The sequence below is a fragment of the Pseudomonas knackmussii B13 genome (assembly GCF_000689415.1).
GTDB lineage: Bacteria > Pseudomonadota > Gammaproteobacteria > Pseudomonadales > Pseudomonadaceae > Pseudomonas > Pseudomonas knackmussii.
Genome location: NZ_HG322950.1, coordinates 3,065,834 through 3,079,006, shown reverse-complemented (window position 1 = coordinate 3,079,006; position 13,173 = coordinate 3,065,834). Strand labels below are relative to the sequence as shown.

General features: G+C 68.1%; 10 protein-coding genes. 4 read left to right on the top strand and 6 right to left on the bottom strand.

The genetic code is table 11. From position 1 onward, the window contains the following. Window positions 1-139 precede the first annotated feature (139 nt). The 6 genes from PKB_RS14480 to PKB_RS14455 all read right to left on the bottom strand — a co-directional run bounded on the left by PKB_RS14480 (window position 140) and on the right by PKB_RS14455 (window position 7,291). Window positions 140-1,042, bottom strand: a complete 903-nt coding sequence (locus PKB_RS14480; RefSeq protein ID WP_043252801.1) for a hydroxymethylglutaryl-CoA lyase — start codon at window positions 1,040-1,042, stop codon at window positions 140-142. A 140-nt stretch (window positions 1,043-1,182) separates the two neighbouring features. Further along, the gene (locus tag PKB_RS14475; protein WP_043252798.1) at window positions 1,183-3,138 is read right to left on the bottom strand and encodes an acetyl/propionyl/methylcrotonyl-CoA carboxylase subunit alpha; all 1,956 of its coding nucleotides are present in this window, start codon (window positions 3,136-3,138) and stop codon (window positions 1,183-1,185) included. A gap of 27 nt (window positions 3,139-3,165) precedes the next feature. Continuing rightward, window positions 3,166-3,957 (bottom strand): gamma-carboxygeranoyl-CoA hydratase, encoded by a 792-nt coding sequence (locus PKB_RS14470; RefSeq protein WP_043252796.1) that lies wholly within the window; start codon window positions 3,955-3,957, stop codon window positions 3,166-3,168. Between the two features lie 10 nt (window positions 3,958-3,967). Further along, window positions 3,968-5,575 (bottom strand): carboxyl transferase domain-containing protein, encoded by a 1,608-nt coding sequence (locus tag PKB_RS14465; protein WP_043252793.1) that lies wholly within the window; start codon window positions 5,573-5,575, stop codon window positions 3,968-3,970. A 112-nt stretch (window positions 5,576-5,687) separates the two neighbouring features. After that, window positions 5,688-6,851: an isovaleryl-CoA dehydrogenase gene (locus PKB_RS14460; protein ID WP_043252790.1), complete on the bottom strand. Its 1,164-nt coding sequence runs from the start codon at window positions 6,849-6,851 to the stop codon at window positions 5,688-5,690. 41 nt (window positions 6,852-6,892) lie between these two features. Beyond that, complete coding sequence (locus tag PKB_RS14455; RefSeq protein WP_043252788.1) at window positions 6,893-7,291, bottom strand: MerR family transcriptional regulator; 399 nt, start codon at window positions 7,289-7,291, stop codon at window positions 6,893-6,895. Between the two features lie 246 nt (window positions 7,292-7,537). Here PKB_RS14455 and PKB_RS14450 point away from each other — a divergent pair, with 246 nt between their 5' ends. Genes PKB_RS14450 through qhpG form a run of 4 tightly spaced genes read left to right on the top strand, consistent with a single transcriptional unit; the run spans window position 7,538 to window position 13,137 of the window. Further along, window positions 7,538-9,436 (top strand): sigma-54-dependent Fis family transcriptional regulator, encoded by a 1,899-nt coding sequence (locus PKB_RS14450; RefSeq protein ID WP_043252784.1) that lies wholly within the window; start codon window positions 7,538-7,540, stop codon window positions 9,434-9,436. Next, window positions 9,436-11,169 carry an ABC transporter ATP-binding protein gene (locus PKB_RS14445; RefSeq protein WP_043252782.1) on the top strand — a complete coding sequence of 578 codons (1,734 nt, stop codon included), beginning with the start codon at window positions 9,436-9,438 and terminating at the stop codon, window positions 11,167-11,169. Before PKB_RS14450 ends, PKB_RS14445 begins: the two co-directional genes overlap by 1 nt. Beyond that, window positions 11,162-11,830: a subtilisin-like serine protease QhpE gene (gene qhpE / locus PKB_RS14440; protein ID WP_043252780.1), complete on the top strand. Its 669-nt coding sequence runs from the start codon at window positions 11,162-11,164 to the stop codon at window positions 11,828-11,830. The genes PKB_RS14445 and qhpE overlap by 8 nt, the downstream gene beginning before the upstream one ends. Then, on the top strand, window positions 11,827-13,137 hold the full coding sequence (gene qhpG, locus PKB_RS14435) for a flavin-dependent monooxygenase QhpG (RefSeq protein WP_043252778.1): 1,311 nt from the start codon (window positions 11,827-11,829) through the stop codon (window positions 13,135-13,137). Before qhpE ends, qhpG begins: the two co-directional genes overlap by 4 nt. Window positions 13,138-13,173 lie beyond the last annotated feature (36 nt).

Sequence of the window (13,173 nt, the reverse complement as noted above, 5' to 3'; positions counted from 1 at the left end):
GGTCAGCAGGGAGGGTCGGCGAGCGGAGCGGTTATTCGTAGGAGCGGATCTTATCCGCGAAAATCTCAACCTCCATACCCCTGTAGGAGCGGGCCATGCCCGCGAATCGCGGACAAGGTCCGCTCCTACAAGGTTGGGATCAGGCTTTTGCCAGGCGCGCGCGGGCCACGCGCGAGCCGTTGGGCTTGTCGAGCACCGTGCAGATGCGTTGGCCGGCGTCGATCAGCTTGTCCAGGTCAATGCCGGTGTGGATGCCCAGGCCGTTGAGCAGGTAGAGCACGTCTTCGGTGGCGACGTTGCCGGTGGCGCCCTTGGCGTAGGGGCAGCCGCCGAGGCCGGCGACCGAGCTGTCGAACACCGCGATGCCTTCCAGCAGGCTGGCGTAGATGTTCGCCAGGGCCTGGCCGTAGGTGTCGTGGAAGTGCCCGGCAAGGCGCTCGCGCGGCACGCGCGCACCGACCACTTCGAACATCTTGCGCGACGCGCCGGCGGTGCCGACGCCGATGGTGTCGCCCAGCGAGACTTCATAGCAGCCCATCGCATCCAGTTCGGCGGCGACGGCAGCGACCTGCTGCAGGTCCACCTCGCCCTGGTAGGGGCAGCCCAGCACGCAGGAGACGTAGCCGCGCACGCGGATGTCGTGCTCGCGCGCGGCGTCCATCACCGGCACGAAGCGCTCCAGGCTCTCCTTGATCGAGCAGTTGATGTTCTTCTGCGAGAAGGCTTCGGAAGCAGCGGCGAACACCGCGACTTCCTTCACGCCGGCTTCCAGCGCGGCTTCGAAGCCCTTCAGGTTGGGCGCCAGGGCGGCGTAGGTGATGCCCGGTTTCTGCTGGATGCCGGCGAAGACTTCGGCCGAGCCGGCCATCTGCGGCACCCATTTGGGCGAGACGAAGCTGCCGACTTCGACGTAGGCGAGGCCGGCGGCGGTCAGGTCGTCCACCAGGCGTACCTTGTCGGCGACGCTGATGGGCTGCTTCTCGTTCTGCAGGCCGTCGCGCGGGCCGACTTCGACCAGGCGGACGGATGTTGGCAGAGTCATGAATAGTCCTCTTCAGGTTCAGGCGAAGGGCAATTTCCCCTGTAGGAGCGAGCTTGCTCGCGAACCCGCTTCACACCGGACGCTCATGGTGCGACGCGTTCGCGAGCAAGCTCGCTCCTACGAAGAACGGGGCGCCGGAGTTATGCCGACGCTTCTTCCAGCTCCACCAGCGACGTGCCTTCGGAAACCAGCTCGCCTTCGCGGCAATACAGCGATTTCACCACGCCGGCGTGCGGCGCGCGAATGCTGTGTTCCATCTTCATGGCTTCCAGCACCACCAGGGCGGCGCCGGCTTCCACGACCTGGCCGGGCTCGACCAGGATGCGCACGATGCTGCCGTTCATGGGCGCGCCCAGGCCACCATGATGCGCGTGGGCGGCTTCTGCTTCGGCGATGGCGTCGAAGCGGCGCACCGGCACTAGCTCGCCGTTCCACTCCAGGTACAGGCTGTCGCCCTGGCGCAGCGCCAGATGACGACGACGGACCCCGCCGATCGCCACGTCCAGCCATTCGCCGTTCAGGGTCGCGCCACGCACGCCGTCGGCGTGACGCAGGCGCACCACCTGGGATTCGCCCTTGGCCAGCAGGTGCAGGTCGGTTTCCCCCGGCAGGCCGCTGCGCCAGCCGTCGCGGGCGCTCCATGGCGAGTGGGCGTCGTCGCCGCGCACGCGCTCGGCTTCGCTCTGTGCCCAGGCTTCGCCGGCCAGTTGCCAGAAGGTTTCCGGCAGCGCGCTGGCGGCCGGCAGCAGTTGCTCCTGGTGACGGGCGATGAAGCCGGTGTCCAGCTCGGCGGCGGCGAAGGCCGGGTGGGCCAGTACGCGGCGGAGGAACGCCAGGTTGGTCTTGAAGCCGCCGACAGCGGTTTCGCAGAGCATCGACAGCAGGCGCTGGCGGGCTTCCTCGCGGTTCTCGCCCCAGGCGATCAGCTTGGCCAGCATGGGATCGTAGAACGGCGAGATCTCGTCGCCTTCGCGGATGCCGCTGTCGACGCGGCGGCCAGGGCCGGCCGGCGGTTCGCGGTACAGCGCGAGGTGGCCGCTGGCGGGCAGGAAGCCGCCCTCCGGGTCCTCGGCGTACAGCCGCACTTCGATGGCGTGGCCATTCAGCGGCACCTGCTCCTGGGTGATCGGCAGCGGCTCGCCGCGGGCGACGCGGATCTGCCAGGCCACCAGGTCCAGGCCGGTGATGGCTTCGGTGACCGGGTGCTCCACCTGCAGGCGGGTGTTCATCTCCATGAAGAAGAACTGGTTGCTGCCTTCGTCGTAGAGGAATTCCACGGTGCCGGCGCCGACGTAGCCGATGGCCTGGGCGGCGCGCACGGCGGCTTCGCCCATGCCGCGACGCAGTTCGACGGAGAGGCCGGGGGCAGGCGCTTCCTCGACCACTTTCTGGTGGCGGCGCTGGATCGAGCAGTCGCGCTCGTTGAGGTACAGGCAGTTGCCGTGCTTGTCGGCGAACACCTGGATTTCCACGTGGCGCGGCTTGGTCAGGTACTTCTCGACCAGCATGCGCGAGTCGCCGAAGCCGGACTGGGCTTCGCGCTGGGCGGATTCCAGGGCTTCGGCCAGTTCGCTTTCGCGCTCGACCACCTTCATGCCCTTGCCGCCACCGCCGGCGGCAGCCTTGAGCAGCACCGGGTAGCCGATGCGCGCGGCTTCGCGCTGGAAGGTCGCATAGTCCTGGGCTTCGCCGTGGTAGCCGGGCACCAGGGGCACGCCGGCGTCTTCCATCAGCGCCTTGGCCGCGGACTTGCTGCCCATGGCGTCGATGGCGCTGGCCGGCGGGCCGAGGAATACCAGGCCGGCCTCTTCGCAGGCGCGGGCGAAGCCGGCGTTCTCGGAGAGGAAGCCGTAGCCGGGGTGGATGGCCTGGGCGCCGGCGGCTTTCGCCGCAGCGAGCACGGCATCGGCGCGCAGGTAGGACTCGGCCGGCTTGGCGCCGCCCAGGTCGATGGCGATGTCCGCCTCTTCGACATGGCGGGCGTTGCGGTCGGTGGCGCTGTGCACGGCCACGGTGGTCAGGCCCAGGGCCTTGGCGGTGCGCATCACCCGGCAGGCGATCTCGCCGCGGTTGGCCACCAGTAGGGTCGTAATCATTGTTCTAGCTCCTGATGTGGTGGCGGCTCAGTTCTGCCAGGCCGGCTTGCGCTTCTCGAGGAAGGCGTGCAGGCCTTCCTGCCCCTCGGGGCTGATGCGGATGCGGGCGATGGCGGCTTCGGTGTAGCGGCGCAGGTTGGGGCTCAGCTCGCCGGCGCCGATCTCCTGGAACAGCGCCTTGCAGGCCACCAGCGCGGCCGGACTGTTGTTCAGCAGGTTGGCGATCCAGGCCTCGACCTTCTCGTCGAGTTCTTCGGCTGCGTAGCACTCGTCCAGCAGGCCCAGCTCGCGGGCGCGCTGGCCGCCGAAGCGCTCGGCGGTGAGCGCGTAGCGGGTGGCCGCGCGCTGGCCGATGGCCTTGGTCACGAAGGGGCCGATGGTCGCCGGGATCAGGCCGATGCGCACTTCCGACAGGCAGAACTGCGCCTGCTCGCTGCCCAGGGCCATGTCGCAGCAGGCCACCAGGCCCACGCCGCCGCCGAAGGCCGCGCCCTGCACCACGGCGAGGGTCGGCTTCTTCAGCAGGTGCAGGTTGTTCAGCAGTTCGGCCAGTTGCTGGGCGTCGGCCAGGTTGCCCTGGTAGTCCAGCTTGACCGCTTCCTGCATCCACGCCAGGTCCGCGCCGCCGCAGAAGTGCTTGCCACGGCCGCGCAGGACCAGCAGGCGCACCTTGGCGTCGTCGGCAACCAGGTCCAGCGCGCGGATCAGCTCGGCGATGGTCTGGGCGTTGAAGGCGTTGTTCTTGTCCGGGCGATTCAGCCAGAGGCTGGCCACGCCGCGCTCGTCGATCTCGAGCTGAATGTTCTGGAATTCAGTCATGGCAGCGGCCTTACATGCGGAAGACGCCGAACCGGGTCGGCTCGATGGGCGCGTTGAGGGAGGCGGAGAGGGCCAGGGCGAGGACCTCGCGGGTCTGCGCCGGGTCGATCACGCCGTCGTCCCACAGGCGGGCGCTGGAATAGTAGGGATGCCCCTGGCGCTCGTACTGGGCAAGGATCGGTGCCTTGATCTTGGCTTCTTCCTCGGCGGAGAGCGCGTTGCCGGCGCGTTCGGCCTGCTCGCGCTTGACCTGGGCCAAGACGCCTGCGGCCTGTTCGCCGCCCATCACGCCGATGCGTGCGTTGGGCCACATCCACAGGAAGCGCGGGTCGTAGGCGCGGCCGCACATGCCGTAGTTACCGGCGCCGAAGCTGCCGCCGATGATCACGGTGAACTTCGGCACCTGGGCGCAGGCGACCGCCGTGACCAGCTTGGCGCCGTGCTTGGCGATGCCGCCGGCCTCGTATTTCTGGCCGACCATGAAGCCGGTGATGTTCTGCAGGAACACCAGCGGGATGCCGCGCTGGCAGGCCAGTTCGATGAAGTGCGCGCCTTTCTGCGCGGCTTCGGCGAAGAGGATGCCGTTGTTGGCGAGGATGGCGACGGGGTAGCCGTGCAGGTGGGCGAAGCCGCACACCAGGGTGGTCCCGAACAGCGCCTTGAACTCGTCGAATTCGCTGCCGTCGACCAGGCGGGCGATGATTTCGCGCACGTCGAAGGGCTGCTTGCTGTCCACCGGAATCACGCCGTACAGCTCTTCGGCCGGGTACAGCGGCGCGCGCGGGGCGAGGGTGTTGAGCTTGCCCTGCTTGGTCCAGTTGAGGTTGGCGATACAGCGGCGGGCGATGGCCAGCGCGTGCTCGTCGTCCTCGGCGTAGTGGTCGGCCACGCCGGAGGTCTTGCAGTGCACGTCGGCGCCGCCCAGGTCCTCGGCGCTGACCACCTCACCGGTGGCGGCCTTCACCAGCGGCGGGCCGGCGAGGAAGATGGTGGCCTGGTTGCGCACCATGATGGTCTCGTCGCTCATCGCCGGCACGTAGGCGCCGCCGGCGGTGCAGGAGCCCATCACCACGGCGATCTGCGGGATGCCCTGGGCGCTCATGTTGGCCTGGTTGAAGAATATCCGGCCGAAGTGCTCGCGGTCGGGGAAGACCTCGTCCTGGCGCGGCAGGTTGGCGCCGCCGGAGTCCACCAGGTAGATGCACGGCAGGCGGTTCTGCTGGGCGATGGTCTGCGCGCGGATGTGCTTCTTCACGGTCAGCGGGTAGTAGCTGCCGCCCTTAACCGTGGCGTCGTTGCCGACAATCATGCATTCCACGCCTTCGACGCGGCCGATGCCGGCGACCACGCCGGCGGCGGCGACGTCCTCGCCGTACACGTCATGGGCGGCGAGGGCGGAGACTTCGAGGAAGGGCGAGCCCGCATCGAGCAGGCGGTTGATGCGTTCGCGCACCAGCAGCTTGCCGCGGGCGGTGTGCTTGGCCTGGGCGGCGGCGCCGCCGCCTTCATGGATGCGGCCGAGCAGGGCGCGCAGGTCCTGGACGTTCTCCAGCATGGTCGCGGCGTTGGCGGCGTATTCCGGAGAACGGGTGTTGAGTTGGGTGCCGAGGATGGTCATGGCGTCTCCACGAGCTGGATTCTTTCGTAGGAGCGAGCTTGCTCGCGAACAGCCATGGCGTCAGGCGGGTTCGCGAGCAAGCTCGCTCCTACAAGGGCAGAAGCGGTTGGGTTCAGCGGGTTTCGTTGAACAGCTCGCGGCCGATCAGCATGCGGCGGATCTCGCTGGTGCCGGCGCCGATCTCGTAGAGCTTGGCGTCGCGCAGCAGGCGGCCGGCCGGGTACTCGTTGGTGTAGCCGTTGCCGCCGAGCAGCTGGATGGTGTCCAGGGCCATCTTGGTGGCCATTTCGGCGGTGTAGAGGATCACCGCGGCGGCATCCTTGCGCGATTCCTCGCCGCGGTCGCAGGCCTTGGCCACGTTGTACAGGTAGGACTTGGAGGCGTTCATGCCGGCGTACATGTCGGCCAGCTTGCCCTGCACCAGCTGGAATTCGCCGATCGACTGCTTGAACTGCTGGCGCTCGTGCACGTAGGGCAGCACCACGTCCATGCAGGCGGTCATGATCCCGGTCGGGCCGCCGGAGAGCACGGTGCGTTCGTAGTCCAGGCCGCTCATCAGCACGGCCACGCCACGGCCTTCGGCGCCAAGGATGTTTTCTTCCGGCACTTCGACGTCTTCGAACACCAGTTCGCAGGTGTTGGAGCCGCGCATGCCGAGCTTGTCCAGCTTCTGGTGGCGGGAGAAGCCCTTGAAGTCGCGCTCGACGATGAACGCGGTCATGCCGCGCGAGCCGGCGTTGACGTCAGTCTTGGCGTAGATCACGTAGGTGTTGGCGTCCGGGCCGTTGGTGATCCACATCTTGTTGCCGTTGAGCACGTAGCGGTCGCCTTTCTTGTCGGCGCGCAGTTTCATCGACACCACGTCGGAGCCGGCGTTGGGCTCGCTCATGGCCAGCGCGCCGACGTGCTCGCCGGAGCACAGCTTGGGCAGGTACTTCTGCTTCTGCTCGTGGGTGCCGTTCTTGCGGATCTGGTTCAGGCACAGGTTGGAGTGGGCGCCGTAGGACAGGCCGACCGAGGCGGACGCGCGGCTGATCTCCTCCATCGCCACCACGTGGGCCAGGTAGCCCATGTTGGTGCCGCCGTACTCCTCTTCCACGGTCATGCCCAGCAGGCCCATGTCGCCGAACTTGCGCCACATGTCCATGGGGAACTCGTTGTCGCGGTCGATCTGCGCCGCACGCGGGGCCAGCTCGGCCTGGGCGAACTGATAGACCGAGTCACGCAGCATGTCGATGGTTTCGCCGAGGCCGAAGTTGAGGGTCGGATAGCTCATGGTCTGCACCTTTCTTGTACTTGGAATGTGGGGGAGGGCGCTCACACGGAGGCGCGTTGCTTCTTCTCGGTCTCGTCGAGGGCGGCCAGGCAGCGTTCCTCGGCGGTATCCAGTTCCAGTTTCATCTGCTCGATGTCGAGCATCTGCTGCTCAAGCTGGGCTCGCCGGGCGGCGATCTTGCCCATGAAGGTTTCCAGCTGCTTGCGGTTGCCGCTGCTGGGGTCGTACAGGTCGATCAGCTCCTTGCACTCGGCCAGCGAGAAGCCGATGCGCTTGCCGCGCAGGATCAGCTTCAGCGCCACCAGGTCCTTGGGGCTGTAGATGCGCTCCTGGCCGCGGCGCTCCGGGCTGAGCATGCCTTGCTCCTCGTAGAAGCGGATGGCGCGTGTGGTGACGTCCAGTTCGCGGGCCAGGTCGGAAATGCTGTAGGTGGTCGGCATCGGGCTCTTGCTCGTTCGTTTACCTTTACGTTAACGTAAACCTGCGTTCGGTCACTGTCAACAGACTGCGAAAGGTGGTGACGAGCGAAGCGCGGGCGGCTCTGGCGCGGGAATTGCCTCACAGGAGGCTTCCCCGTTTCCCGCAAGGTGCTTCCTCTTTACTGACACCGATTGCGGGTGTACACAGCCCTGACCAGCTTGCGAGTTTCGTGCCCCTTCATGGCGCACGGCCCACCGGAGCGATGCATGACAACCACAAGAACAATAAGCAGCGACACGCTGCAGGAAGCCCACCGCGCCCGCGAGACCTTGCAGCGCGAAGGCGAAGTGCCGGCCGGCGTCCTGCGCGAAGAGATCGACGCGTCCTGGCGGCGCAGCCTCGGCCATGGGCTGAATTGCAACCGCGGCACGGAAGAGGCGCTGGACAACCGCATCGCCCCCGACGCGCTGCTCGCCAACAATCGCGTGCTGCTCGACGCCGCAACGCCTGAACTGGACTACCTGCAGCAACGCCAGGGCCATGACGGCGTGATCATCCTCGCCAACGGCGACGCCACCATCCTTTCCGTCGAAGGCGCCCGCGAGCGCATGCGCAATATCGGCCTGGCCGACGTCACCCAGGGCACCTGCTGGAGCGAAGCAGCGCGCGGCACCAATGCGCTGGGCACTGCACTGGTGGAAGGGCGGCCGACGCAGATCGACTGCGGCGAGCACTACCTCGACCGCCTGAGCCGTTTCTCCTGCACCTCGGTGCCGATCCAGGGCCCGCAAGGCACACTGCTCGGCGTACTCGACATGACCCGCGAAGGGCCACTCTCCGGCCCGCGCGAAAGCCTTTCGCTGCTCAGCCTCGCGGTGTTCCACATCGAGGCGCGGCTGTTCGGCGCAAGCTATCCGGGGCAGATCGTCCTGGCCTTCCATTCCCGTCGCCAGTACCTGGATTCGCCCTGGCAAGGCCTGCTGGCCCTCAGCCTGGAGGGCCGCATCCTGGCGCTCAGCACGCCGGCCTGCCAGCTGCTCGGCGCAGCGCGCGAACAACTGGTCGGACGGCGCTGCGAAGACCTCCTCGGCAGCCGCGGCGAACAGCTGCTGGCGCGCCTGCAGCAAGGCGCGGTCGGCAGCCTGCAGACCGCCAAGGGCGAGCTCTTCTACAAGGTCCTGCAGGCGCCGCTGCGTGCGCCGGCGGTATCGGTACCCGCGCGCCCGGTCGTCAAGCCGGCCGCTCCCGACCTGGAGGCCCTGGCCGGCGGCAACGCCCGCTACGCCCGCGCCCTGCGCATGGCCCGCCAGGGCCTGCTGAACGACCTGCCGGTGCTGCTGCTCGGCGAAACCGGCAGCGGCAAGGAAGTGGTCGCGCGCAACCTGCACCTGTCCAGCGCACGCGCCGACAAACCCTTCGTTGCGGTGAACTGCGCGGCCATTCCCGAAGGCCTGATCGAATCCGAACTCTTCGGCTACCGCGAAGGCGCCTTCACCGGCTCGCGGCGCGGCGGCATGATCGGCCGCCTGCAACAGGCCCACGGCGGCACCCTGTTCCTCGACGAGATCGGCGACATGCCACTGGCCCTGCAAGCGCGCCTGCTGCGCGTGCTGCAGGAGCGCAAGGTGGCGCCGCTGGGCGCCGGCGAAGAGCAGGACATCGACATCGCGCTCATCTGCGCCACCCACCGCGACCTCAAGCGCCAGGTGGAAGAAAAGCTCTTCCGCGAAGACCTCTACTACCGTGTCAACGGCATCAGCGTGCGCCTGCCGGCGCTGCGCGAGCGCGACGACTTCCGCGAACTGGCCGCCAGCCTGCTGGCCAAGCTGGGCGCGCCCGGCGTGAAGCTGGGCGAGGAACTCGCCGGGCTGCTCGCCGAGTACCACTGGCCGGGCAACATCCGCCAGCTGGAGATGGTCCTGCGCACCGCGCTGGCGATGCGTGAGGAGGGCGAGACCTGCCTGGGCCTGGAACACCTGCCCGACAGCACCCTCGACGAACTCAGCGCCGGTGAACGCCAGCCCTGCGGCAGCATTCGCGAAACCGAGCTCGAACTGATCCGCCAGTCGCTCGACCGTCACCAGGGCAACGTCTCGGCCGCCGCCGACGCGCTCGGCATCAGCCGCGCCACCCTGTACCGCAAGCTCAAGCAGCTGAGGGCTTGATGTTCTTCGTCCGCTTCATCGACAACGACGATCCCAAGGCACTGCGCGAGGCACTGAACTGGCTCTACGGTTTCGTCAAACCGCAGCGCCTGGCCATCCTCGGCCTGCTAGGGCTGTCGTTCTGCGCCTCGCTGCTGGTGCTGGCGCAACCCTGGCTGACCAAACTGGTGATCGACGACGGCCTGCTGGCGCGCGACTTCCCGATGCTCGCGCTGCTGGCTGGGGCGATGATCCTCGTTGGCCTGGTCGGCACGGTGCTTTCGGGGCTCAACCGCTACCTGCACACGCGGCTGTCCGGGCGCATCCTGTTCGCCCTGCGCGATGCGCTGTACCGCCACCTGCAGACGCTCTCGCCGACCTTCTTCGCCCGCCGCCGCATAGGAGATCTGATGTCGCGGCTGGACGGTGACGTCGCCGAAATCCAGCGCTTCGCCGTGGACTCGCTGTTCTCGGCTGTTTCCAGCGTGATCGGCCTGGTCGGCTCGCTGGCCCTGCTGCTCACCCTGTCCTGGAAGCTCTCGGTGCTGGTGCTCGTGCTGGTCCCGCTCGACGTGCTCTGGCTGCGCTGGATGCGCCGCAAGGTCGAACGCGAGGCGCGCAACCTGCGCGAACGCTCGGCGGACATGTCGTCGTTCTTCGTCGAGACCCTGCCGGCCATGAAGTTCATCCAGTCGGCCGGCCAGCAATCCCGCGAAGCCAGACGCCTGGAAGGGCTGGGGCAGAACTACCTGGGCCAGCTGCTGCGCCTGCAGCTCACCGAATTCTTCACCCAGGCCGTGCCGGGGACGCTGATGTCCCTGTCGCGCGCCTGCGCCTTCCTCGTCGGCGGTTACTGGGTGGTGCAGGGCAGTTGGCAGCTGGGCTCGCTGATCGCCTTCTCCACCTACCTGGGCATGGCCATCGGCCCGGTGCAGAGCCTGCTCGGCCTGTATGTCGCCTTGCAGCGCATGACCGTCAGCCTCGGCCGGGTGATGGAGCTGCGCGGCGAAGCGCCGGGCGTGACCTCGCCCGCGCAGCCCAAGGCGATGCCCAACGTTGGCGAACTGCGCCTGGATAACCTCGGCTTCAGCCATGTCGGGCGCCATCAGCCGGTGCTGCGCGAGGTCAATGCGGTCATTCCGGCGGGACGGAAAGTCGCGCTGAGCGGCCCGTCCGGCGTCGGCAAATCGACCCTGATCGACCTGCTGCAACGCTTCTACGACCCCGACCAGGGCCGCATCCTCCTCGACGGCGTGGACCTGCGCGAACTCGACCTGCTGCAGCTGCGCCGGCGCATCGCCGTGGTCAGCCAGGAACTGGTGCTGTTCCGCGGCAGCCTGGCCGACAACCTGAGCTACGCCGCGCCCCACGTGACCCGCGTGGATATCGAGCGGGTCGCCGCGCTGGCCCAGCTCGACAGCCTGATCGCCAGCCTGCCGGAAGGGCTCGACAGCCCCTTGGGCGAGCGCGGCCAGCAACTTTCCGGCGGGCAGAAACAACGCATCGCCATTGCCCGCGCGCTGCTGCAGGACCCGCTGATCCTGGTGCTCGACGAAGCCACCTCGCAGGTCGACGAAAGTACCGAGCGCGAAGTGATCGCCGCCATCGACCGGCTGTTCGCCGGGCGCACGCGCATCCTCATCAGCCACCGGCCCTCGACGCTGGCGGAAGCCGATCTGCGCCTGGAGCTGCAGGAAGGCACGCTGCGGGAGCAGGTTGCGAACGCTGTCGCTGCAGGAGGCGAGGGTGCCTGAACTGCGGGTGGGTGTGGTCGATAGCGGTCACGCGGACTCCCAAACCGAGCGGGTGGTGGATGGGCGCTGCTTTCGTCTGTCCGATGAGGGATTGGACGAACTGCCACTCACGCCGGATGTGCTTGGCCACGGCTCGGCGGTGATCCAGGCGATTTCGACGCGCGCTCCAGAAGCTCGCTTCAGCGTCGCCCAGGTGTTCGACGGACGCGGCGTGACCAGCCCGCTGCAAATTGCAGCTGCGCTTCACTGGCTGGGCGAGCAGGGCGTGCGCCTGGTCAACCTCAGCCTGGGCGTGCGCCAGGACCGGCCGATTCTTCGCGAGGCGGTGGCCGATCTGCTGGACGCGGGCGTGCTGGTCTGCGCCTCCAGCCCGGCGCGGGGCGAGCCGGTATTCCCGGCGGCCTATCCGGGCGTGATTCGCGTGACCGGCGATGCCCGCTGCGCGGAGGGTGAATGGTCCTGGCTGGATAGCCCGTTCGCCGATTTCGGTGCTGCCGTGAAGGTGGGCGGGCAGGCAGGCGCGAGTCTGGGTTGCGCGGCATTCTGCGGGCATCTGGCGGCCTTGCTGGCTGAGCTTCCGGGGTTGTCGAACGACGCATTGCTAGGACTGATGCGCGAACGCGCGGCCTACAAGGGCATCGAGCGGAAGGTCGGGCCGTGAGCGGACCGCACGTCCTCATCCTCGGCGCCGGCCCCGCCGGCACAGCGACCGCCATCGGCCTGCGCCGCCTCGGCTACGCCGTCACCGTCGTCAGCGAGTGGCGCCGCTTCGCTGCCGTCGAAGGGGTTTCGCAGCGGGTACTCGAAGGGCTGCAGCACGCTGGCTTGAACCATGCGCTGGACTGCGCCGCGCCGCCTTCGCAAAGGCGAGTTCGCTGGAACGGCCAGGAAAGCGCGCAGAACGTCGAATTCCTGCTGGACCGCCCGCTGTTCGACCAGGGCTTGCGCGAGGACCTGCGCGTGGCCGGTGTCGAGGTCATCGAGGACCGCGTGCTGGGCATCGAAGGGCACTCCGTTCGCCTCGAAAGCGGCCGCGAACTGGACGCCAGCTTCCTTGTCGAAGCGCGCGGCCGCCAGGCGCCGCTGAACCAGAAGGGCGGCAAGGCGCGGCGCGGCCCGGAAACCCTCAGCCTGCTGAGCCGCTGGCAAGGCGAGCCGGGGCCGGTGGCCAGTGCAGTGGAGAGCCTGCCCGATGGCTGGGCCTGGATGGCGCGGCTGGCCGATGGACGCTGTTACTGGCAGCTGACCCTGGACGTGGCCAGCAGCGAATTGCCGGGTAAGGACCAATTGCCGGCGTACTGCCGCGAACGGCGCGCGGCTTCGGCGCTGGTACGCGAATTCTTCGGCACTGCCGAGGAGCGCGACCTGGAACTGCACGCCCGCAGCAGCACGGCGATCCTCAGCCTGGGGGCCTGCGGCGACAACTGGATTCGCGTGGGCGATGCGGCCATGGCGGTTGATCCGCTGTCCGGCAATGGCGTTTTCCAGTCGCTGTCCTCGGCATTGCAGGCGCCTGCGGTGATCAACACGCTGCTGCAAAAGCCGGAGCGCGCGGAGCTGGCGCGGCGTTTCCATCAGCGCCGGGTCGAGCAGTTGTTCCTGCGCTTCGCCCGTGTAGGCCGGGATTTCTACGCCGACGAGCAGCAATGGCCCGAGCAGCCGTTCTGGCAGGCGCGGCGGGGTTGGCCGGACGCGGTGCCCAGCCATCTGCCCGCGGATTTTTCCGCCTTGAGCATCGAGCGCGCGCCGGTGTTGCGCGACGGCTTCGTCGATGAGGCGGAGGTGGTGGTCAGCCCCGACCAGCCGCTGGGCATCTGGCATCTGCAAGGGCTGGAGCTGGCGCCGTGGTTACGGCGCCTGCAGAGCGAGCCGGAAGCGCAGGTGCTGGCCGCGTTGCCGCCAGAGCAGCGGCGGGTGTTCCAGGGGTGGCTGTTGGCGCAGGGCTATCGGCCGGGGCAAGGTTCGTAGGGCGAGCTTGCTCGCGAACCACACGGCACGAATGCC

What these genes read in the sequence shown, in the direction of transcription:
- PKB_RS14480 (WP_043252801.1), bottom strand. Translation starts at nt 1,042, where the DNA reads ATGACTCTGCCAACATCCGTCCGCCTGGTCGAAGTCGGCCCGCGCGAC.
- PKB_RS14475 (WP_043252798.1), bottom strand. Translation starts at nt 3,138, where the DNA reads ATGATTACGACCCTACTGGTGGCCAACCGCGGCGAGATCGCCTGCCGG.
- PKB_RS14470 (WP_043252796.1), bottom strand. Translation starts at nt 3,957, where the DNA reads ATGACTGAATTCCAGAACATTCAGCTCGAGATCGACGAGCGCGGCGTG.
- PKB_RS14465 (WP_043252793.1), bottom strand. Translation starts at nt 5,575, where the DNA reads ATGACCATCCTCGGCACCCAACTCAACACCCGTTCTCCGGAATACGCC.
- PKB_RS14460 (WP_043252790.1), bottom strand. Translation starts at nt 6,851, where the DNA reads ATGAGCTATCCGACCCTCAACTTCGGCCTCGGCGAAACCATCGACATG.
- PKB_RS14455 (WP_043252788.1), bottom strand. Translation starts at nt 7,291, where the DNA reads ATGCCGACCACCTACAGCATTTCCGACCTGGCCCGCGAACTGGACGTC.
- PKB_RS14450 (WP_043252784.1), top strand. Translation starts at nt 7,538, where the DNA reads ATGACAACCACAAGAACAATAAGCAGCGACACGCTGCAGGAAGCCCAC.
- PKB_RS14445 (WP_043252782.1), top strand. Translation starts at nt 9,436, where the DNA reads ATGTTCTTCGTCCGCTTCATCGACAACGACGATCCCAAGGCACTGCGC.